The organism is Streptomyces luteireticuli (assembly GCF_041519305.1).
Lineage (GTDB): Bacteria > Actinomycetota > Actinomycetes > Streptomycetales > Streptomycetaceae > Streptomyces > Streptomyces luteireticuli.
In genome coordinates this window covers 7306083-7327711 of sequence record NZ_CP167927.1, presented here as the reverse complement: position 1 = coordinate 7327711, position 21629 = coordinate 7306083, and the positions used below count along the sequence as shown (strand labels likewise).

The 21629-nt window shown below is 74.2% G+C and carries 18 protein-coding genes; 9 read left to right on the top strand and 9 right to left on the bottom strand.

The window, feature by feature from the left end; all coding sequences use genetic code 11:
* Positions 1–92: 92 nt before the first annotated feature.
* On the bottom strand, positions 93–917 hold the full coding sequence (locus tag AB8735_RS32920; protein ID WP_372411322.1) for a DUF998 domain-containing protein: 825 nt from the start codon (positions 915–917) through the stop codon (positions 93–95).
* Positions 918–942: 25 nt separating this feature from the next.
* Here AB8735_RS32920 and AB8735_RS32915 point away from each other — a divergent pair, with 25 nt between their 5' ends.
* Positions 943–2202 carry a streptophobe family protein gene (locus AB8735_RS32915; RefSeq protein WP_344027825.1) on the top strand — a complete coding sequence of 420 codons (1260 nt, stop codon included), beginning with the start codon at positions 943–945 and terminating at the stop codon, positions 2200–2202.
* 441 nt (positions 2203–2643) lie between these two features.
* Entirely contained in the window at positions 2644–4416 is a 1773-nt protein-coding gene (locus tag AB8735_RS32910; RefSeq protein WP_372411952.1) for a M4 family metallopeptidase, read from the top strand.
* A gap of 70 nt (positions 4417–4486) precedes the next feature.
* Here AB8735_RS32910 and AB8735_RS32905 read toward each other — a convergent pair whose 3' ends face one another.
* A complete protein-coding gene (locus AB8735_RS32905) occupies positions 4487–6556 on the bottom strand; it encodes a SpoIIE family protein phosphatase (RefSeq protein WP_372411320.1) in 2070 nt (689 codons plus the stop codon).
* Between the two features lie 385 nt (positions 6557–6941).
* Between AB8735_RS32905 and AB8735_RS32900 the strand changes: the two genes are divergently transcribed.
* Both AB8735_RS32900 and AB8735_RS32895 read left to right on the top strand, forming a co-directional pair.
* On the top strand, positions 6942–7301 hold the full coding sequence (locus tag AB8735_RS32900; protein ID WP_344027831.1) for a cupin domain-containing protein: 360 nt from the start codon (positions 6942–6944) through the stop codon (positions 7299–7301).
* A 2-nt stretch (positions 7302–7303) separates the two neighbouring features.
* Positions 7304–8749: an MFS transporter gene (locus tag AB8735_RS32895; RefSeq protein WP_372411317.1), complete on the top strand. Its 1446-nt coding sequence runs from the start codon at positions 7304–7306 to the stop codon at positions 8747–8749.
* Positions 8750–8775: 26 nt separating this feature from the next.
* On the opposite strand, the gene AB8735_RS32890 is transcribed toward AB8735_RS32895, so the two are convergent.
* The 3 genes from AB8735_RS32890 to AB8735_RS32880 form a co-directional block, all read right to left on the bottom strand.
* Positions 8776–9219: an MscL family protein gene (locus tag AB8735_RS32890; RefSeq protein WP_372411315.1), complete on the bottom strand. Its 444-nt coding sequence runs from the start codon at positions 9217–9219 to the stop codon at positions 8776–8778.
* Between the two features lie 148 nt (positions 9220–9367).
* Positions 9368–10417 (bottom strand): hypothetical protein, encoded by a 1050-nt coding sequence (locus AB8735_RS32885; RefSeq protein WP_372411313.1) that lies wholly within the window; start codon positions 10415–10417, stop codon positions 9368–9370.
* A 213-nt stretch (positions 10418–10630) separates the two neighbouring features.
* Complete coding sequence (locus AB8735_RS32880; protein ID WP_372411311.1) at positions 10631–10807, bottom strand: hypothetical protein; 177 nt, start codon at positions 10805–10807, stop codon at positions 10631–10633.
* Positions 10808–11132: 325 nt separating this feature from the next.
* On the opposite strand from AB8735_RS32880, the gene AB8735_RS32875 reads away from it, so the two are divergent.
* Positions 11133–12413: a mannosyltransferase family protein gene (locus AB8735_RS32875; protein ID WP_372411309.1), complete on the top strand. Its 1281-nt coding sequence runs from the start codon at positions 11133–11135 to the stop codon at positions 12411–12413.
* A 4-nt stretch (positions 12414–12417) separates the two neighbouring features.
* Here the strand turns inward: AB8735_RS32875 and AB8735_RS32870 are convergent, their stop codons facing one another.
* Entirely contained in the window at positions 12418–13293 is an 876-nt protein-coding gene (locus tag AB8735_RS32870; protein WP_344027852.1) for a helix-turn-helix transcriptional regulator, read from the bottom strand.
* A gap of 119 nt (positions 13294–13412) precedes the next feature.
* Here AB8735_RS32870 and AB8735_RS32865 point away from each other — a divergent pair, with 119 nt between their 5' ends.
* Positions 13413–14465 (top strand): NAD(P)-dependent alcohol dehydrogenase, encoded by a 1053-nt coding sequence (locus tag AB8735_RS32865; RefSeq protein WP_372411307.1) that lies wholly within the window; start codon positions 13413–13415, stop codon positions 14463–14465.
* A 13-nt stretch (positions 14466–14478) separates the two neighbouring features.
* On the opposite strand, the gene AB8735_RS32860 is transcribed toward AB8735_RS32865, so the two are convergent.
* Positions 14479–15342, bottom strand: a complete 864-nt coding sequence (locus AB8735_RS32860) for a phosphotransferase family protein (protein WP_372411305.1) — start codon at positions 15340–15342, stop codon at positions 14479–14481.
* 114 nt (positions 15343–15456) lie between these two features.
* A complete protein-coding gene (locus AB8735_RS32855) occupies positions 15457–16527 on the bottom strand; it encodes a S1 family peptidase (protein WP_372411303.1) in 1071 nt (356 codons plus the stop codon).
* Positions 16528–17061: 534 nt separating this feature from the next.
* Here AB8735_RS32855 and AB8735_RS32850 point away from each other — a divergent pair.
* Together AB8735_RS32850 and AB8735_RS32845 are read left to right on the top strand one after the other, a co-directional pair.
* Entirely contained in the window at positions 17062–18462 is a 1401-nt protein-coding gene (locus tag AB8735_RS32850) for an FtsW/RodA/SpoVE family cell cycle protein (RefSeq protein WP_344027864.1), read from the top strand.
* 124 nt (positions 18463–18586) lie between these two features.
* On the top strand, positions 18587–19393 hold the full coding sequence (locus AB8735_RS32845; protein ID WP_372411301.1) for a putative hydro-lyase: 807 nt from the start codon (positions 18587–18589) through the stop codon (positions 19391–19393).
* Here the strand turns inward: AB8735_RS32845 and AB8735_RS32840 are convergent.
* Entirely contained in the window at positions 19378–20286 is a 909-nt protein-coding gene (locus tag AB8735_RS32840; RefSeq protein WP_344027869.1) for a LysR family transcriptional regulator, read from the bottom strand. The two genes, AB8735_RS32845 and AB8735_RS32840, sit on opposite strands and share 16 nt — an antisense overlap.
* Positions 20287–20387: 101 nt before the next feature.
* Here AB8735_RS32840 and AB8735_RS32835 point away from each other — a divergent pair, with 101 nt between their 5' ends.
* Positions 20388–21623 carry an MFS transporter gene (locus AB8735_RS32835; RefSeq protein WP_372411299.1) on the top strand — a complete coding sequence of 412 codons (1236 nt, stop codon included), beginning with the start codon at positions 20388–20390 and terminating at the stop codon, positions 21621–21623.
* Positions 21624–21629 lie beyond the last annotated feature (6 nt).

Sequence of the window (21629 nt, the reverse complement as noted above, 5' to 3'; positions counted from 1 at the left end):
GGTGAGGGCTGGTTGCTGCGCGGGTTTTGTGCCCCGGTCCCTCCCCCAGAGGGGGTACCCCCTCTGGGGGAGGGACCGGGGCACAAAACCCCTCAACCCACCCGCACCCGCACCGGCCGCCGCCCCCACTCCCCCACCCCCACCACCACAAACCACACCCCCACCAGCACCAAATGCGCCCGCTGCGCCACCCCATGCCACCCCGGATGCCCGAACAACGGCCCCACCGTGCAGACCGCCGTCACCAACGCCGCCACCGGCACCACCACCGGCACCCAGCCGCCCCGGCCACCCCAGCCGCCCCGGCGCCGCACGGACCGGTCCGTGCCCAGCACCAGCAGGGCCATCGACGCGAACAGCGCCGCGTGCACCAGCGCACTCGTCGCCGTATGCCAGGGATTGACCGCCTCGCACCCCGGCTCCGCCGAAGGAGCGCACCGCATCGGCACAATCACGTCGGCCACGGAGAACACCCCGAACGCGACCTGGCACCACCACCCCGCCCGCTCCCCGCGCTCCGCGCCCCGGCGGCGGGCCGCCGGCAGCGCCGCGGCCACCACCAGTGCCGCGGCGGCGAGTTCGAGCGCGGCGAACAGCAGCCGGAAGCGCTGGTCCGCGGCGTAGAGCTCGCTGACGTAGGAGTGGCGCGGGTCGAGTCCCGTCGGCAGGACGAGTTCCAGCAGCCAGTCGTTGTAGACGACGGCGGCCGTGACCAGCAGCAGCGGTGCCTGCCGACGCCCCGCAGGAGCGGCGGACGGCGGTTCGGGCGGCAGGGGGCGTCCCTCCTGTGGTCGGGGGCGACTGCGGTGTCGGCCTCGGAACGTCCCACCCCAGAGGTCATTGTGTGTACCGGACCCGCACCCCCCGCAAGCGGACGGCCGCCCTTCCCCCGGCTGCCCCGGCAGGCGGGTGACCACCGCCGCCGGAACGTACGTTGGAGCCGTGAGCCAGCTCTCCGGGTCTCTCCCCCGGCCGTCGGCGCGCGCCTGGGCCGAGGCCCTGACGGTGGTCGTGGCGGCGCTGGCCGCCATGGGCGCGGTCGGCGCGCTGGGCCTGTGGGCGGCGGGCGCGGCCGACCTGCCGTCGGGCGCCTTCCCGGCGGTCCTCGCGGCCACGGTGGCGGCGGCCGTGGGCGGGACGGTGGATGTCACCGGCGGCGCGGGCGTCCTCGGCCGGACGGGGGCGACGCTCGCCGCCGTGCCGCTCTCGGTGACGCTGGCCGGGGCGCTCGCCGCGGGCGCGGCACTGCTGCGGCCGCCGCGGCACGGTCCGCCGTCGGGCCCGGCGGAGCTGCCGGCCCGCGCGGCCCGCGCCGCGGTCCTGTGGCTGCTCGCCCTGCTGCCGGTCGCTCGCGCCGCGCGGCACACCTTCCGCATCGGCCTGGGCAGTTCGCTCCTCGACGAGCTCGGGGCGGCGCTGGGCGCGGAGCCCACGGTGGGGTTCCGGGCGGACGTGGGGGCCACGCTCGGCTGGGGGCTGGTGTGGCTGCTGGTGGTGTGCGCCGTGGCCGTCTGCGTCTCGGGCCGTACGCCCCTGCCCGCACCGCTGCTGCGGCTCCGGGCCGTGGCCGGGCCCGCGGTGCGCGCGGTGGCCGGACTACTGCTGGGGTACGTGCTGCTCGGGCTGGTGGTCGGGGTGGTGGTGCTGTGCACCAGGGGGCACACGGCCCGGACGGCTGCCGTGCTGCTGCTGGGGCTGCCCAATCTGGCGTGGCTCGCGCTGGGCGTGGGCCTCGGCGGGGCGTGGAAGGGCAGCGTGCCCGGCGGCGGCATCGGGCTGCCGATGCCACGGGCGCTCGCCGCGGTGCTCCAGGAGGGCGGCGGGGAGGCGACGGTGGACCTCACGTCGCTGTCCCGGCACGACGGCCGGACCTGGGTGCTGGTGGCCGTCGCGGCGGTCGCCCTGGTCGCCGCGGGTTTCCTGACGGCCCGTGCCTTTCCCGCCCCGCTGTGGTGGCAGGGCGTCCGGCTCGCCGTGGTCCTGGCGTTGGGCCTGTGGGCCGCCGGGGCCGCCACCGGTCTCTCGGCCCGCTACGGCCTCTCGCTGCTGGGCATCGGCGAACTCGACGCCTTCGGGCACGAGGTGCGCCTGTACGCGCTGCTGCCGCGGCTGACCGGGCTGGGCGCGCTGTGGGGACTGGCGGCCGGTCTGCTGGGCGGCGTGCTCGCCCGGGTGGTGCCGGCCGGCACCACCCGCGGCTGAGCGACCACCCCCGACCGATCACGCCTGACCGACCACACCCGACCGATCACGCCCGGGTGATCGCAGCCGCGCACCGCGTCACCGCTCGTCTCACATCGTGAACCGAAGCGAACTAAGGCAACTCCGAAGCGATTTGACCCGTCATCGTGGTCAAGTGGACAGGAAGTTGCGCATCGTTCACGCACAGTCGATCTCTTGTAAAGAAGTCGATCACCTGTGTTAACTCCAGGTGAACTCACTTTCCATGCGCATGCCAAAGCTGGCACGGTCGGCGCGGGACCACAGGTTCCCGCGGTGCACAAGTGACAGCACCGCCCGAAGCCAGACGGCCCGGCCGCGCGCCGGGCCGCCGTTACGCAAAGGGCGCCAAAAGTGCGTACATCCCCCACAACTCGCGGACGAATACTGACTGTCGCCGTCGCGGTGGCAGCGGCGGCGACCATGGCCGGCGTGGCCACGGCCGCCCCGGCGGGCCCGTCCGCACGCGGCGCCGTCGCCTCCTCGACCGAGGCTCTCTCCTCCGTGAAGGCCACGGGCACCGGAGCGAGCCAGGCCGCCGGCGCCGATGTGGTGAAGGCGGCCCGCGCCGCCGCCACGGCCCACGCCAAGGACACCGGCATCGGCGCGAAGGAGACGCTCGTCGTCAAGGACTCCCTCGTCGACCCGGAGGGCAAGCGCCACGTCCGCTTCGAGCGGGCCTACCGGGGCGTCCCGGTCGTCGGCGGCGACCTCGTCGTCCACCTCGACGCCAAGAACGGCTACGTGGGCACGACCAAGGCCGTCCGTCACCAGGTCTCCGTCCCCAGCATCGCGCCGAAGCTGACGGAGCGTCAGGCAGCCGCGAAGGCCGCCGAGTCGGCCAAGGGCGAGGCCGGCAGAACGGAGCTGGTGGTGGACGCCACCGCCGGCAAGGCCGTCCTGGCCTACCGGGTGACCGTCACCGGCGGCCACGCGGCCGAGAAGGGCGCCCTGCGCGCCGTGACCGTGGACGCCACCTCCGGCGAGGTCATCGCCACCACCCCGCTGACCGACGCGTTCATCTCCCCGAAGCTCAAGGCCGCCCTGCGCGCCAAGGGCCGTACGGCCACCCCGCGTACGGGCGCCACCCGCACCCCGAAGGCCCCCGGCACCAAGCCCGCGGCGGGCTTCCCCGCCCAGGCCGACGGCACCGGCGCCTCGATCTTCGACGGCTCGCTCAAGCTCACCACCACGCAGACCGCGCAGGACTCCTTCACCCTCAAGGACCCCAGCCGCGGCGACGCCGAGACCCGTGACGCGGGCGGCAAGGAGCTGGAGAAGTTCGCGGACGGCAAGGCGCTGACCAACAGCACCAACCGCTGGGGCAACGGCACCGCGTCCGACCCGGTGAGCGCCGCCGTGGACGCCCAGTACGGCATCACCAGCACGTTCGACTACTACAAGAGCGTGTTCGGCCGCAACGGCATCACCAACGACGGCAAGGGCCCCGGTGCCCTGGTGCACTTCGGCGACAAGGTGGGCAACGCCTTCTGGTCCCCGGACTGCGGCTGCATGCTCTACGGCGACGGTGACGGCGAAACGTTCAAGCAGCCGCTGGTGGCCCTCGACGTCACCGGACACGAGCTCTCCCACGGCGTGATCGGCGCGACCGCCAACTTCCAGCCGACCCGGGTGGACGCGGCCGGCAACCAGTTCGGCGAGGCGGGCTCCCTCAACGAGTCGCTCGCCGACATCTTCGGCTCCGGCATGGAGTTCAAGACCAACAACCCGGAGAACCCGCCCAACTACCTGCTGGGCGAGAAGCTCGGCCTCGACCAGCAGTTCCTGCGCCGGCTGGACAAGCCCTCGCTCGACAAGCTGGAGGGCACGGTCGACTACTGGGACAAGGGCTCCTACGACCGTGAGGTGCACGCCGGTTCCGGCGTCTCCTCGCACGCCTTCTACCTGCTCGCCGAGGGCAGCGGCAAGAAGACCATCGGCAAGGTCTCCTACGACTCCCCCACGTCCGACGGCTCGACGGTGACCGGGATCGGCCGCGAGAAGGCGGAGCAGATCTTCTACCGGGCGCTCACCCGCTACATGGTCTCCACGACCGACTTCCACCAGGCCCGTACCGCCACCCTCCAGGCGGCCGCGGACATCTACGGCTCCGGCGGCACGGAGTACAAGACGGTGGACAAGGCGTGGGCGGCGGTCAACGTGACCGAGGCCAACACCCCGTCGGCCAAGCACTGACCGGCTCCCGGCCCGGCGGGGCCGCTCACCCCCGCCGGGCCGGGTTCACGCGCATGCGAGAAGAGAAGGGTCACGCCGCCTCCGTCACCCCCGTCACCTCCGTCAGCGGCTGTTCGGCCCAGATCGTCTTGCCGCCCGCCGTGAACCGCGTCCCCCAGCGCCGGCACAGCTGGGCCACCAGCAGCAGGCCCCGGCCCCCCTCGTCGAACGCCCGGGCCCGCCGCATCCGCGGCGAGGTGCTGCTGCCGTCCGAAACCTCGCAGATCAGCGCGCCGTTGCGGATCAGCCTTAGCTGGACGGGCGGTTCGGCGTGCCGGATGGCGTTGGTCACCAGCTCGCTGACCACGAGCTCGGTGGTGAAGGCGAGTTCCTCCAGCCCCCACTCCCCCAGCTGCGCCAGGACACGCTTGCGCGCGTCGGCGACCGAGGACGGGTGGGGCGTCAGCTCCCAGCCGGCGACCTGCCCCCGGTCCAGCGCCCGGGTACGGGCCAGCAGCAGCGCGATGTCGTCGGCGGGCCGCTCCGGGAGCAGCGCTCCCAGCAGCTGGTCGCAGGTGCGGTCCAGCGATCCCGTCGAGCGCCCCAGCAGCTCCCGCAGCGTCTCCGACCCCGCACCCGGCGCCGGCCCGTCGCCGCCGACGAGGCCGTCGGTGTAGAGGGCGAGCAGGCTCCCCTCGGGGAGTTCGAGCTCCAGCGACTCGAAGGGCAGCCCGCCGACGCCCAGGTGCGGACCCTCCGGCAGGTCCACGAAGCGGGCGGGGCCGTCGGGGGTGACCAGCACCGGGGGCGGGTGACCGGCCCGGGCCATCACACAGCGGCGGGTGACCGGGTCGTAGACCGCGTACAGACAGGACGCGCCCATCTCGCGCGGCTCGTCGCCCTCCGCGGCGCGGTCCTGGCTGAGCTGGACGACGAGGTCGTCGAGGTGGGTGAGGAGTTCGTCGGGGGGCAGGTCGATGTCGGCGAGGGTCCGCACGGCCGCCCGCAGCCGTCCCATGGTGGCGGACGCCTGGAGGCCGTGCCCGACGATGTCGCCGACGACGAGCGCCACCCGCGCGCCGGAGAGCGGGATCACGTCGTACCAGTCGCCGCCGATCCCGGCCTGCGAAGTGGCGGGCAGATAGCGGGAGGTGACGTCGACGGCGCTGTGGCTGGGCAGCCGGGCCGGCAGCAGACTGCGCTGGAGGGTGAGCGCGACCGAGCGCTCGCGGGCGTAGCGGCGGGCGTTGTCGATGCAGACCGCGGTGCGGGTGCCGATCTCCTCGGCGAGCGGCAGGTCGTGGGCGTCGAAGGGCTCGGTGGTGCCGGCTCGGACGAACAGCGCGAGGCCCAGGACGGAGTCGCGGGCGTTCATCGGCACCAGGAGCAGGGAGCGCGCGCCGTCCGGCGGGATGCCGCACGCCCGGGCCCACTCGCGCACGCCCGGTTCGTCGATGCGGTGCAGGGAGGGCTTCCCGGAGGCCAGGGCGAGGGCGGGCGGCGAGCCGGGCGGAACGGCGTACGGCGCGGTGCCTCCGGGCGGCCCGGGCGCCTCGCCGTCGGTGACCGTGCGCCACGCGGTGCGGCGCAGGGTGAGGGCGCCCTCCGGGGCGCCGGGCTCCAGCAGGTCCACGCCGACGGCGTCGGCGAAGCGGCCGACCGTCGCCTCGGCCAGCTCCACCGCGGTGCGTCCGGCGTCCAGGGTGGTGCCGATGCGCGCGGACACGTCGCCGACCAGGGCCAGCCGCTGCTGGGCGCGGTACTCCTCGGTGATGTCGAGGGCGGCGATGGACACGCCCTGGACGGTGCCGTCCGGGTCGGTGAGAGGGGTGAAGAAGCAGGCCGTGGCCCGTTCGCGGCCGTCGGCGGGGGCGGGGAAGTAGTCGTCGGTGCGGACGGGGACGCCGGTGCGCAGGACCCGGGCCGCGACGGCCGCGAATTCCTCGAAGGGACGGCCGCTGAGGAATTCGGTCATGCGGCGGCCGCGCATCTCCTCCTCCGTCATGCCGACGAGCCGGATCATTTCGTCGTTGACCCGCACGAGCCGGTTGTCCCGGTCGTAGACCGCGATGCCGATCGGGAACTGGACGAAGGCCCATTCCCCGAATGCGGCCGGGTCGTACCGCTTGCCCTGGGGATCCTGCCCGGCGTGCGTGTCCATGAGGTTCTTCCCGTTTCTCGCTCTGCGGCCGGGGCGGTCGGACGGCATGCTGCTGCCGCCCGTAATCCGGGCCTTCTTGGTTGTTCCCGCCCGGCCCTCGGGCCAATCGTCGCGGCCGGTCCCGCAGCCCGTTCGCCCTCCGATCGGTGGATGGCGTTTCCGCTGGTCCGACCCCCTATCGGGGGACGGGGCGACGCCGGGCCCCGACCTAGCCTGGGACGGAATTCGCCGCGTATTCCGCACGTTTCGCACCAACACACCGGGAGATACCGTGACTTCGCCGATGAATTCCGTACGCCGAGCCAGGACAATCGCCGCGACGCGCTGCCGGGCGAATCCACGGCGGGTCCGGGTGAACGGCACCGGGCACGGTGCGGAACCGCTCGTGGAAGAACTCTCGACGGGGTGCTGCGGCACGGGCGCGGAGCTGGGATTCCGGGGTCCGGAGGTCTTCGGGTTCCGGCGGATCACGATTCTTCCGGGCGGCTCGACCGGCTGGCACTACCACGACGGGCGGCTGCTCGCGGTGGTCGGCGAGGGCACGCTCACCCGCTACGAGGCGTCCGGCGGGGGCCCGGTGCGGTACGCGGCCGGGCAGGCGCTCGTCGAGCCGAGCGGCCCGGACACCGCGCACATCGGGGTCAACGAGGGCACGGAGCCGCTGGTCCTGTACGTGCTGTACCTCGGGGCCCCGGGGGACCCACCGGCCCGTCCGGTGCCGGGGCCCGTCGTCCGGGAGCGGTGACCATGGCCGACCGACGCTTCCGCCTGGCGCTGGCCGTGTGCTGCACGGCCGTGTTCATGGTGGGTCTGGACTCGACGGCGCTCAATGTCGCCCTGCCCGCGATCCAGCGCGAGCTGCACGCCTCCGTCACCGGCATGCAGTGGACGCTCGACGCCTACAACATGCTGGTGGCCTCGCTGATCATGCTCGCCGGCTCGGTGGCCGACCGGGTCGGCCGGCGGCGGGTCCTGCTGGCCGGCTTCGCCCTGTTCGCGGCCGGTTCGGCGCTGTGCGGCCTGGCGTCCTCCACCGGCGGGCTGGTCGCGTTCCGGGCGGTGCAGGGGCTGGGCGGAGCGGCGCTCGGCCCGGTCTCCCTCTCGGTCATCAGCCATGTCGCGCCGGACCGGGCGCACCGGGCCCGGGCCATCGGCGTGTGGACGGCCTCGTTCGCCGTCGGTATGGCGGCGGGGCCGCTGCTGGGCGGCGTCCTGGTGTCGGCGGCCGGCTGGCGGTCGGTCTTCTGGATCAATGTGCCGGTGGGGCTGGCCGTACTGGCCCTGGCGGCGCGGCGGCTGCCGGAGTCCCGGGCCGCCGTACGGCGCCGCTTCGACGCGGTGGGCCAGCTGCTGGTGGTCGCCCTGCTGGGCCCGCTCACCTACGCGATCATCGACGCCCCGCACCGGGGGTTCCACGCGCCCGCGGTCCTGGCGGCCGCGGCGGTCGCCGCCGCCGCGCTGGCCGGGCTGGTGGTGTACGAGCGCCGCCGCGCGGACCCGCTGATCGACCCGCGGTTCTTCCGCAGCGCGCCGTTCGGCGGCGCGGTGGTCATCTCGCTGGGGGCCTTCGCGGTGCTGGGCGGGTACCTCTTCCTCAGCACGCTCTACCTCCAGGACGCCCGGGGCCTGTCCGCACTGGCCGCCGGGGTGTGGACGCTGCCGATGCCGCTGGCGACGGTGGTGTGCGCACCGCTGGCGGGGCGGCTGCTGGCGCGGCGCGGCCCGCGGCCGCCGCTGGTCCTCGCGGGCGCCGCGCTCGCGGCGGGCGCGCTGCTGATCGCCCTGTTCGGGGCGGGCTCGGACGCCTTGCCGTTCCTGGCCGGCTCGGCGTGCGTGGGCGCGGGCGTCGGACTGGTGGACGTACCGGCCACGCACCTCGCGGTCGCGGGCATGCCGCGCGACCGGGCGGGCGTGGCGTCGGCGGTCAGCACGACGAGCTGCCGGGTGGGCCTGTCCCTCGGCGTGGCGCTGGCGGGAGCGGTCCTGGCGGCGTCCCTGCCGGGCGGCACCGCGCCGGGGGTCGCGGCCTTCACGGCGGCGGCGGGTCCGGCGTGGTGGCTGCTGACCGGGTGCGGGGCGCTGGTGCTGGTGCTGGGCGCGGTGGTCACGGGGTCCTGGGCCAGGGGCACGGCGCACCGGGTGCGCTCGGCGCTGCCGGAGGAGCGGGTCATGAGCGCCTCCCGGGCGGGGTGACGCCCCGCCTGGTCCGGTGGCGTCCCTCAGTGGTGCGGCATCGTGCCCACCGGCGGCAGGTCGGTGCAGCAGTAGCGGCACCGGGTCGCCGCCGTCGGCACGTCCTCCGAGAGACAGGCCGGGCAGGTCCTGACGGGCAGCGGCTCCGAGAAGACGGTCACGCCGCGCCGCGCCTGGACGTGCCGGTACGGCACGACGATGAGGAAGTAGACGACGGCCATGAAGATGACGAAGTAGATCGCCGCCGAGATGAACGAGCCGAGGTCGAGGTAGGTGGCCTTGTTCCCGGTCCGGCCGAGCTGCCAGCCGAGCCCGAAGGCGTGGCCGCCCTGGGCGCTGGCGATGATCGGGTTGATCACGGAGTCCGTGAAGGCCTTGATGAGGGTGCTCAGGGCCAGCGCGATGATCAGGCCCACTGCGACGGTGACGATGTCGCCGCGCATGACGAAGTTCTTGAATCCCTTGAACATGACGGTTCCTGGTGTCAGGCATTTCGGACGAATTCCACCGAACCGTACCGTTCCGCTGCCGCTTTCCCCCGCCTTTCCCCCGTCACCGACGGAAGGAGCCGCCCGGGTCGCCCCGGACGGCTCCTGACGATTCCCGACGCCCGTCCGCCTACTTGCCGCCGCCGCGGACCGTGAAGAGCAGCCGGCGGGAGAAGAAGGACTGGTCGGCGTTGTTCACCGAGACCCCGCTGTCGGCCTTGACCACGTCGCGCGGCGCGGACTTGGCCACGGACAGCCGGAGCCGGTAGACGGCCGTGGCGCCCGGCGCCAGGTTCGCCTTCCCCGGGCGCAGCGCGGCGCCCATGCCCGGGTCGCAGCCGCCGGCGGTCAGGTCGACCTTCTCCCAGCCGCGGCCGGGGCGGTACTGCTGGAGCAGCAGGTCCTTGGGGGTGAGCGTGTGCTGCTTGCCCGCGCCGTAGGCGAAGTAGTTGACGCTCAGCGCGGGGTATGCGCGGTTGGTGGTGTTGCGGACCTTGAGGGTGAAGGCCTGCGCCGCCCCGCCGCGCACCAGGGACGGGGTGCCCTGCCAGCCGCTCACGCTCACCTGGGGCCGGGTCGCGGTCACCGTACGGGCGTGGGCCCGGAGGGTGCGGCCGCGGCCGTCCGTGACGGAGGCGTTGACGGTGAGGCTGCCGGGGCGGTCGAGATCCTGGAAGCGCAGCGCCACGGAGTACGGGTGGCGGGGGCTCGCCCCCTTGGCCGAGACCGGGAAGGAGAGCGTGCCGCGCTGCGGCCAACTGCCGCTGCCGGGGCGGGAGTCGAGGTCCACCCAGGCGTGCTTGGCGGGCACGTAGCGCTGGACCGTCACCGAGTCGGTGCTGAAGCCGCGGCTGGCGAGGTCGAGGCGCGCCGTGCCCTTGGCGACGGGGGTGCGCAGGGTCAGGGCCGCCTTCGACCACAGGCCGATGGGCGCCTGGGCGGAGGCGACGGTGAAGGAGACCTTGCGGGCGCCGGCCGCCGTGTACGACGCCCCGGACACCTGCCCGTCGTCCGGGACCGCGGCGCCCGGCACCGCCTTGGGGGCGGCCGCCGCGCGCAGCGGACCGCATCCGGGTGTGGCCGGGGCGGCGGGTGCCGCGGGGGCGGCCTGCGCCGCGGTACCCGCCAGCACGACCCCGGCCGTGAGCGCCACCGCCGCGCTCCTGGCCGTCTTCCGCACGACCGACGACCGTCGCTGTGCGACTCTTCCTGTCATCAACTGCCCCCGCATTCGGGTTGTGTCCGCCTCTGCTCGCATCTCGGCTGGGGAGAGGGAGTACCCCCGCTGAGGGTTCCCTCCGCCGCGGCCGGATCCCACGTGTTCTTCCCCTCGCCCCAAGAACGGGTGAACGCATGTGGTTCCGGCTTCCGTTCGGGGAACACTAGCGGGCCGTCAGGAACGGCGCACCAGCGCCCCGGCCACTTCGTCCGGGCCCGCCGACCGGGGCCGCCGCACGAACACCGGGACGGCCGCCGCGACGACCACGAGAAGCCCGGCCGCGGCCAGGCAGGCGGCGTGCAGCCCGGCCGCCAAGGCGCTGTTGACGACCTGTCCGCTCCGCACGGACACCGCACTGCTGCTCCTGGAGCGCGAAGGCCCCGAGGGCCTCTCCCTGCGCAAGGTCGCCGCCGAGGTCGGCGTGCGGGCCGCCTCCTCGTACGGACACGTCCGGAACGGAGACGCTCGGGCTGCCGCGCCGCGCCGGTTCCGGCCCGGCCGATACCGCCGAAACACGGGAGCGGCCGGCCCGGCTGCCTGCCGACCGGTATCCGCATCCGGTCGAGCCGGCCGGCCGACGGCCGCCGCTTGGGATGCGAGGGAACCGTGTGATGTGCTGTGGCGTCCCCTCTCACCATCATCCGCCCGTATCCGCACGTCAGGGAGGCGCCGCAGCATGGCCCGCATACCGATACCGAAGGCACCGTCGCAGGGGCAGCAGCGTGCCCCGAAGGCGGTGCCTTCGGACGGTCCTCCCGCACGCCGTAGAAACGTCCGCCTCTCCCGGCTCCCGGGCCTCTCCTCCCTCGACGCCACGGACCGGGCGGTCCTGGGGATCTACGCGCTGACCCGGATCGCCGTCGCGATCACCACATACGGCTCGGCCTGGCTCTTCGCCGCCGGGCCCGATGCCAAGCACCCGGCTCCGTACCTGTCCCTCTGGTACCGCTGGGACGCGGATTTCTTCCGGAAGATCGCCGAGAACGGCTACTTCGCCGATCCCACCGAGCCCGGCGGGTTCGGCGGGATCGGCTCGGCGCGGCCCGACAACCGCGAGGCGTTCTTCCCCGGCTTCCCCTTCGTCCTGCGTACCGTGCACACCGTGGTCCCGAGCTGGACGGCGGCCGGGCTGCTGATCTCCCTCGTCGCCGGGGCGGTGGCCGTGGTCGCGCTCTCCCGGATCACCCGGCTGCATCTGCCGGCGGAGACCGGCGAGCGGGCCGGGCCGCGTGCGGCGCTGTTCCTGCTGGCCTCGCCGTGCGCGGTCTTCCTGGCCGCCGGCTACACCGAGGCGCTCTTCCTCGCCTTCGCGCTGCCCGCCTGGCTCGCCGCCCGCCGCGACCGGTGGGCGCTCGCGGGGCTTCTCGGCGCGGCGGCCACCACCGTCCGCATCAGCGGTCTGTTCGTGGCGGCGGCGCTCGCCGCGCAGTTCCTGCTCTCCCGGCCCCGCGGGCGTCAGTGGCGTCCGGCCGGGTGGCTGGCCGTCCCTGCGCTGCCGGCCCTGGCCTACAGCTGGTACCTGCACAGCGGCACCGGTGACTGGATGGCCTGGAAGCACGCCCAGGAACGCGGCTGGTATCGGCAGTTCCACGCGCCGTGGGAGGCGTGGAAGCACACCTGGGACGGGGCCTTCGCCGACGCCACCACCACCGACTACGCCGTGATGTTCCAGGCGGAGCTGCTCGCCATGGTCGTCGGGCTGCTGCTGCTGGCCTTCCTGGTGGTGCGCCGACAGTGGCCCGAGGCCCTCTACATGGGGCTGAGCCTGTGGGCGCTGGGCACATCGTTCTGGTATCAGTCCATCCCCCGGGCCACCCTGCTGTGGTGGCCGCTGTGGACCATGCTCGCGGTGGCCAGCGTGCGCCGGCCGTGGATCCGCAGCACCTATCTGTGCGTGGCCGCTCCGCTGGCCACGGTCCTGGCCCTGGCCTTCACCTCGGGCAAGTGGGCCGGCTGACGGATCACTGCCGTTCCCGGGCCGCCTCGCGCCGCTCGCCCGCCGCGTCCAGGCTCCAGCTGGCCAGCAGCCGCAGCGACTCGGCCGACGGGGAGCCGGGCTCGGCGTGGTAGGTGACGACGCTCTGGTCCGGGTCCTGGGGCAGGAGCAGCGTCTCGCAGTTCAGGGTCAGCCCGCCCACCACCGGGTGGTGGAACTTCTTGACCCCGTAGCACTTGTCCCGCACGTCGTGCGCGGCCCACAGCCTGCGGAACTCCTCGCTCTTCATGGACAGCTCGCCGATCAGCGAGGCCAGCGCGGGGTCGTCCGGGTACGAGCCGGCGTGCGTGCGCAGCAGGGCGACGATGTCGGCCGCCTTGCGGTCCCACTCCGCGTACAGCTCCCGGCTGGCGGGGTCGAGGAAGATCATCCAGGCCATGTTGCGCCGCGCGGCCGGGACGGCGGCGAAGTCGCCCAGCAGCGCGGCCGCGAGCGGGTTCCAGGCCAGGATGTCCATGCGCCGGCCGAGGACGTACGCGGGGACGTTGTCCATCGTGTCCAGCAGGTTCCGCACCGCGGGCCGGACGCGCTGCGGGCGGGCGGCCCCGCGCCCGCTCCGGGCGGCCGGGCGGGCCAGCTTGACCAGGTGGGAGCGCTCCGCCTCGGTCAGCCGCAGCGCACCGGCGATCGCGTCGAGCACGGCGTCCGACACGTTCTGCCCCCGGCCCTGTTCGAGCCGAGTGTAGTAGGCGACGCTCACCCCCGCGACCTGGGCCAGTTCCTCCCGGCGCAGCCCCGGCACCCTGCGGCGCCCGCCGAAGGGGGTGAGCCCGACGTCCTCCGGCCGCAGCCGGGCACGGCGGGATCGGAGGAACTCGCTCAGTTCGGTGCACCGGTCCATGCCGACCAGTATGCAGGGCTGACCTGCGGCGGAAGGTGGTCCTGCCAGTGGTAGGACAGGCAAGCGTAGGTTGGACGGGGATCTGGCTGGCGGCCCGGCACCGGCGCACGATCGATGGCATGACCCAGAACACCGTCGCCGCGTACGCCGCTCCGGCCCCCAAGGCCCCGCTGGAGAAGACCACGATCACCCGTCGTGAGCTCGGCCCGCACGACATCCTCATCGACATCAAGTACGCCGGCATCTGCCACTCCGACATCCACACCGTCCAGGGCGACTGGGGCGACCGCCAGTACCCGATCGTCCCCGGCCACGAGATCGCCGGTGTGGTCACGGCGGTCGGCGCGGAGGTCACCCGGTACGCCGTCGGCGACCGGGCCGGCATCGGCTGCATCGTCGACTCCTGCCGGGAGTGCGACAACTGCCTCGCCGGGCTCCAGCAGTACTGCACCGGCGAGCTCGGCATGGTCGGCACCTACGCCGCCACCGGCCGGGACGGCGAGCAGACCCAGGGCGGCTACTCCCAGGCCGTCGTCGTGGACGAGAACTACGCGCTGCGCATCCCCGAGAGCATCCCGCTGGACGTCGCCGCCCCGCTGCTGTGCGCCGGCATCACCCTCTACTCCCCGCTCAGCCACTGGCAGGCGGGCCCCGGCAAGAAGGTCGCGATCGTCGGCCTGGGCGGCCTGGGCCACCTCGGGGTGAAGATCGCGCACGCGATGGGCGCCGAGGTCACCGTCCTCAGCCAGTCGCTGCGCAAGAAGGACGACGGGCTGCGGCTGGGCGCCGACCACTACCGGGCCACCTCCGACCCGGCCACGTTCGAGGAGCTGGCGGACAGCTTCGACCTGATCCTCAACACCGTCTCGGCCGACCTCGACCTGGACGCCTACCTGGGCCTGCTGCGCACCGGCGGCACCATGGTCCAGCTGGGCGCCCCCGAGAAGCCGCAGTCCATCTCGCCGTTCGCCCTCGTCGCCCGGCGGAAGTCCTACTCCGGGTCGATGATCGGCGGCATCGCCGAGACCCAGGAGATGCTGGACTTCTGCGGCGAGCACGGCATCGCCGCGGAGATCGAGCTGATCCGCGCCGAGCAGATCAACGAGGCGTACGAGCGCGTCGTCGCCAGCGACGTGCGCTACCGCTTCGTCATCGACACGGCGACGATCTGACCCCGCGCGGTCCTCACGACCGCTCCCAGGCCCGGTCCCGCTGCGCGCGCAGCAGCGGGACCGGGCTGTCGTCGTCCCCGTACAGCCGGTCCGCGAGCCGGATCAGGGTGTCGTGCCGGGCGAGGGCGATGCCCCTGGCCCGCAGCACCGGCCCGTGACCGGCCGCGGCGGCCACCCGGGCGGCCGCCGCCGCGCCGATCGCGAGGGCGAGGCCCGCGATGTCCTCCGCCGGGTCGCCGACGGCGGCGTCCGTCCAGTCGAGGACGCCCAGGACCCGGCCGCCGCTGCCGATCCTCAGGTGTTCGCCCTTGAGGTCGTTGTGCAGGACGGCGCGCGCGCCCGTGTCCGGGACCGGACGGGGCAGCGGCGATCCGTCGAACTCGCCGTCGGCCGCGAGCCGTCGGGCGGCCGCCTCCGCGCGCGCCCGCAACTCCCCCATGGAGCGCGGCGGTTGCTCCGGCAGACCGATCGCCGCGGCCTCCCGCGGCGTGACGCCCGCGAGTCCGCGCAGCATCCGCGCGAGCCGTGCCTCGCCCCGCCGCGACACGCGGCGCAGCTCGCCGGAGACCCCGGGCAGCCGGGTGTCGACGGTGAAGGCGAGCCCGTCCGCCCACTCCCCCGCCGCCGCGCTCGCGGGCACGGCGACGCCGACGCGGTCGCGCACCAGGTCGCGCAGGGCCCTCTCGCGCCGCTGGCGCACGCCGGTGTCCGGGTCGAGCGCGAACCGTACGACGTGGTGCGGGCCGGCCCACCAGGTGGCGTGCTCGCCGCCCTCGGCCACGGGCCGCACACTCCGGGCGGGGTCCGCCCCGAGGACGGCGTCGAGCAGCCGGCGGACGGCCGCTTCGGACGGGGGCGGTACGGGATACGCGAGCATGCGGCCGATCGTTACAGCCCGCAGGCCCGTCCCGCCAGGGATTTCACGGGCGCGCGAAGCGGCTCCCGGACCGCCGGAAGGGGTGGGTCCGGGAGCCACGTCCGGGCGGGACCGTCAGGGAATCTGGGCCCCGAGGTCGCCGAGCGCGTTGGTGACGGGCTGGAAGAACGTCTCGCCGCCCGACGAACAGTCACCGCTGCCGCCGGAGGTCAGACCGATGGCCGAGGTGCCGTCGAAGAGGGCGCCGCCGCTGTCGCCGGGCTCGGCGCAGACGGAGGTGTCGATCATCCCGGTGACCGTGCCCTCCGAGTAGTTCACGGTCGCGTTGAGGCCGGTGACCTGGCCGCCGTGCACCTGGGTGGTGCTGCCGCTGCGCTGTACGTTCTCGCCCACGGTCGCCTCGGCGGCCTGGGTGATCTGCTGCTGGCCGCCGCTGTAGAGGTCCACGGCGCTGGGGTGGTCGGTGCCCCCGGTGTACTGGACGAGGGCGTAGTCGTGGCCGGGGAAGACGGACTGGGCCGTCTGTCCGATCTGGGAGCCGCCCTGCTGGTCGGACCAGGTGTTGGAGATGTTGCCGCAGTGTCCGGCGGTCAGGAAGTACGGCTGTCCGTCCTTGGTGACGTTGAAGCCCAGGGAACAGCGGGCGGAGGGCGCCCAGATGGCGTCGCCGCCGGCGATGGTGGGCCGGAAGGTGCCCGCGGTGTGCTTGAGGACGACGCTGTCCCCGAGCGAGGCGATCACCTTGTTGAGCCTGTCCAGCTTCGCGCCGCGCACGGTGCTGTCGGCCTTGACGACGACCTTGTTCGTCTTGGGGTCGACCGACCAGGCGGTGCCCGGGATGCGGGCCTGGGCGTCGAGGGTCCGTCTGGCCGACGCGAGCTGCGCGGCGGTGCGGCCGACGGTACGGGGTTCGGCCCCGGCCGCCCGCACCGTGGCGGCGGACGCGGGGTCCACCACGTCGACGACGAGCTTCTTCGCCGCGGCGTCGTAGTAGGCGCCGGGCGAGGCGCCCTTGAGGTCGGCGCCGATGCGCTGGGCGAGCTGTCCCGCCTGAACCGCCGTCAGATGCCGGGGCTCCGGCGGCGCCGCGCCGGCTCCCTGGGTACTGAGTGCGGTGGCCGCCAGAACCACGGCGCCGACCCCGGCCAGGGCCGCACGCCGTCCGGTTATCCGTGCTGATGTCAACTCGTGACCTCCTGTGAGGGGGGTGTGCCCGCCCCGTGAGGCGGGCCCGGAGGACGCAAGGACCGGACGCGACACCGGCGGAGCACCATGACGGAGCATCACGGCGGAGCACCACCAGGACGTCGCGTTCATGCCAAACGCGTTCACCGAGTATCCGACCGTCACTCGACAGCGAACAAGACCAATGCCCCCGCAACACCTCCGAAACCACGGGAAAATCGCCAGGCCAACCTTCAGTCATACGGGTCCGCTCCGGAGACCCGTCCCCGCTCCCCGCCCGGCCCGCCCCTTCGTCCCCGCCAAGGTCACACGCCCGCGCCCGCCCGGACACCGCCACTGGCACAGACCTCCGGCAGACGTCCGGCCCCGGTCGGAGGCGGTCACAAATGGCCGGTACGGGACCCCTCTTGCGCACACTTGCGAAACAACGCAACCTTTCCCGGCTCCCGGCACTCCTTCAAGGAGGTGCGGCGGGGCCGCACATGCGAGCTATGGGTCGCGCCGGTGACGGCGCGTACGGGAACCGAGGGATTCATGGGCGCGGGAGACGGGACGCCGGTGCGCAGGAGCGCGCCGCGGGCACGCAACGCCGAGCTGCTGATGCTGGGCTTCGCAGTGGTGCTCACGCTGTTCGGCTATGCCTGCGTGGGGCTGGCCGTCGACGGGGAGGTGCCGGGCGATCTGCTGTGGTACGCCGCCGGGTTCTCGGCGGTCGCCGGGGCCGCGCACCTCGCGGTGCGCAGATTCGCCCCGTACGCGGATCCGCTGATCCTGCCGCTCGCGGTGACGCTCAGCGGGCTGGGGCTGGTCCTGCTGCACCGGCTCGACATCTCGTACGGGACCAGGTTCCACGCCTCCCCCTCCGAGCCCAACCAGCTGATGTGGAGCGGCATCGGACTGGCCGTCTGCCTGGCGATCCTGGTGCTCCTCAAGGACCACCGCCATCTCCAGCGGTACATGTACGTGATGATCTTCGGCGCCCTGGTGCTGCTGATGGCCCCGGCCTTCTTCGGCCAGGACTCCTACGGCGCCAAGCGCTGGATCCGGCTGGGCGCGCTGTCGTTCCAGCCCGGCGAGTTTGTGAAGATCGGCATCGCGGTCTTCTTCGCCGGCTATCTGACGCTGTACAAGGACGCGCTCGCCCTGGCCAGCCGCCGGGTGCTGGGCTTCTACCTGCCGCGCGGACGGCAGTTCGGCCCGATCGCCGCGGTGTGGCTGCTCAGCCTGCTGGTGCTGATCTTCGAACGGGACCTCGGCACCTCGCTGATCTTCTTCGGGCTGTTCGTGATCATGCTCTACGCCGCCACCGAGCGCGGCAGCTGGGTCATCTCGGGCGTGCTGATGTTCGTCGTGGGCGCGGCCGTGGTCGGCTCCCTGGAGCCGCACGTCAAGGGCCGCGTCTCCGCCTGGCTGCACCCGATGTCGTACTGGGACACCCCCCGCCCGCCCGGCATCATCTCCGACCAGTCGGCCCAGGCGCTGTTCAGCTTCGGCAGCGGCGGGGTCCTGGGCACCGGCCTCGGCCACGGCCACTCCGACCTGCTGGGCTTCGCGGGCCGCAGCGACTTCATCCTCACCAGCGTGGGCGAGGAGCTCGGCCTCACCGGCATGATGGCCGTCATCCTGCTCTACGCCCTGCTCGTCGAACGCGGTCTGCGCACCGCCCTCGACGCCCGGGACGCCTTCGGCAAGCTGCTGGCCACCGGGCTGGCCGGCGCCCTCGCGCTCCAGGTGTTCGTGGTGGGCGGCGGTGTCACGGGTCTGATCCCGCTCACCGGCAAGGCCCTGCCGTTCCTGGCCGCGGGCGGCTCGTCCCAGGTGGCGACGTGGGTCCTCATCGGGCTTCTGCTCAAGATCAGCGACTCCGCGCGCAGGCCCGCGCCCGAGCCCGCACTGGGAGTGGACGAACAGGCGACGCAGCTGATCCGGCCCTGACCGGAGGCGGGCCGGACGTGGGGAGGGCCGACTCCCTTTACCGCCCACCCCCTTGCGGGCGTTGTTCAACAATCCCTATCGTCGCGGTGCCACGGTCCTCTCCTCCTCACCTCACGAGGTGCCCATGGGAACCACCGCACGTGCCACGAGCCCCCGGGCGTCCGTCCCTCCGGCGGACGCCCGGGCCGCCTTCCGCGCCGGCCTCGACGGGCCCACCGCCGGCTGGTCGGACGGCCGCACCCAGGCCAACCTGATCGCCGTACCGGCCGACTGGGCCTACGACGTGCTGCTGTTCGCCCAGCGCAACCCGCGGCCCTGCCCGGTCCTGGACGTCACCGAACCCGGCGGCGTCACCACCGCCCTCGCCCCCGGCGCCGACCTGCGCACCGACCTCCCGCGCTACCGCGTCTGGCGCGACGGGCGGTTCGTCGACGAGCCCACCGACGTCACCCGCGTGTGGCGGGACGACCTCGTCGCCTTCCTCATCGGCTGCAGCTTCACCTTCGAGGGCGCCCTGCGCGGGGCCGGCGTCCCGCTGCGCCACATCGAGCAGGGCCGCAACGTGTCCATGTATGTGACCGGCCGGCAGTGCCGCCCGGCGGGCCGCCTCCACGGCCCGCTGGTCGTCTCCATGCGCCCCGTCCCCGCCGGCCTCGTGGACACCGCCCACCGGCTCACCGCCCTGATGCCCGCCGTCCACGGCGCCCCCGTCCACGCCGGCGACCCGGCGGAACTGGGCATCGAGGACCTCGCCCGCCCGGACTTCGGCGACCCCGTCGAGGCGCACCCCGGCGACGTCCCCGTCTTCTGGGCCTGCGGCGTCACCCCCCAGGCCGCCCTGATGGCCTCGGCGCCGCCGTTCGCCATCACGCACGCGCCGGGGCACATGTTCGTCACGGACGTGCCGGACAGCGCCTACCGGGTGGGGTGAGCCGCGGCTCCCCGGTCCCCCGCCAGCGCCCGGGCCAGCGCGCGGAAGATCCTGACCTCGGGGCCGGTGTCGTCCGCGCGCACGGCCAGGTAGCTGCTCTCCCAGGGGGCGTCGAGCACCGGGACGAAGACCGCCCCGGGCCAGGAGTAGTAGCGCGCGAAGGACTCCAGTCCGCTGCCGGCCGCGCGGCCGGTGACGACCGCGGTGAGCACCTCGTGCGGGGTGAGCGCGGTGTGCGCGCTGAGGCGCGGGGCGTCGCCGCCGAAGTAGAGGTAGTCGGTGAAGACCCTCGGCGTGTGCCCGGGCAGCCGGAAGTACGGCAGTTCGGCGACGTCCGCCAGGTGCACCCCGGTGCCGCGGGCGTCGGCGAGCGGCGAGCGCTCGGGGACCGCGACGATGCGCCGCTCGGTGGTCAGCACGTCGCAGACGATCCGTTCGTCGTCGGGGGCGGGCCGGACGAACGCCACGTCGACACGGTCCCCGAGCAGGGCGCTGACGTGCTCGGTGTAGTCGAGCTCCCGCGTCTCGACCGGGACCTCCGGACGGGCGCGGCGGTAGGCGTTGATGGCGGCCGGGGTCAGCTCCGCCGAGCCGTGGCCCATGATGCCGATGCGCAGCGGACGCACGGCCGGGCGGTCCTCCGCGGCGTCCGCGACGTCGTCCAGGGCGGCGTTCGCGGCGGCGAGCAGCGCCCGGGCGTGGACGGCCAGCCGCTCCCCGGCCGGGGTGAGGGAGACCGGGGCGCGGTGCAGGAGCCGGGTGCCCAGCTCGGTCTCCAGCCGGCGGATGTGCCCGGTGACGGCGGGCGGGGACAGGAAGAGCCGTGCGGCGGCCCGGCCGAAGTGGCCTTCCTCGGCCACGGCCAGGAAGGAGGACAGCAGCCGGAGATCCATGCCGTCCAGCCTAGGCGGGCCGGGTGCGCGTCCCGCGGGGGCGTTCACGATTCGTGAACGCGGGCGGCGGGGGCGGGCCGCCGGCCCGTACAACTGCCGCCATGAGCACCACCACTTCACGCACCACCCCTTCACGCACCGCCATAGCACCCACCGCACCACCCGCCCCGCCGGTCCGGCCCGTGTCCCGTCCCGGGCTGCGGACGGCCTGGATGATGACGGCCTCGGGCTGGAGCGCCAACCAGTTCTCCTCCCTCCTCGGCGTCTACCGCTCCGAGCTGGGCCTGTCCGAGTCCGCGGCCACCGGGCTGGTCGCGGTGTACGTCCTCGGGCTGGTCCCCGGGCTGCTGGCGGGCGGGCCGCTGGCGGACCGGCTGGGCCGGCGGCGGGTCGCGCTGACGGCGCTGGCCGTCAACCTCGTCTCGACCGGCGTCCTGATGGCGGGGACGGCGGACGCCCGGTGGCTGCTGCCCGGCCGGCTGCTCACCGGGCTCGGGGCCGGTGCCCTGCTGGCGGCGGGCAGCGCCTGGGTCAAGGAGCTGTCGGGCCCGCCGTTCGCCCCGGGCGCGGCGCCGGGCGTCGCGGCCCGCCGGCCCGGGCTGTTCGTCTCCGCCGGCTTCGCCGCCGGCGGCCTGGTCTCGGCGCTGATCGCCCAGTGGGCGCCGCACCCGACGGTGCTCGCCTACGTCCCGCACCTGCTGCTGGCGGGCGGGGCCTGGGCTGCGGCGTACGGAGCGCCCGAGACGGGTGGCGGCCCGGCGCCCTCCCCGTCCCCGTCCGGCTGGGACCGGGCGCGCTTCCGCCGTACCGTACTCCCGCTCGCGCCCTGGGTGTTCGCGGCGCCGACCGTCGGCTTCGTCACCCTGCCCGGCCTGGTGCACGGTCTGTCCGGCCGGCACACCGTCTACGCGGGGGTCGCCACCGCGGTCGTGCCCGGCGCGGGCCTGCTGGTGCAGCCGGTGGCCCGGCGGCTGGCCGCCCGCCACCGCCTGGCCACCGCGGCCACCGGACTGGCCGTCGTCACGTCCGGTTTCGTCCTCGCCGCCGTGGTGGTCCCCGACGCCCGGCCGCTGCCCGCCCTCGGCACGGCGGCCGTCCTCGGCGCGGGCTACGGCCTGCTGCTGTCCTTCGGCCTGACGGAGGTGGCGGCACTCGCCCCGCCGGAGCGGCTGGCACGGGTGACGGCACTGTTCTGGACGGCCGCGTACACGGGGATGTTCGCGCCCTACGCGGTCACCCTGCTCTCCGGGGCGTTCAGGGCGGCGTCCCTGATGGGCGCGGGAGCGGTACTGGCCGTCGTCACCTGCGCGGCGGTGGTGGGACTGGGCCGCCGGTGAAGGCCG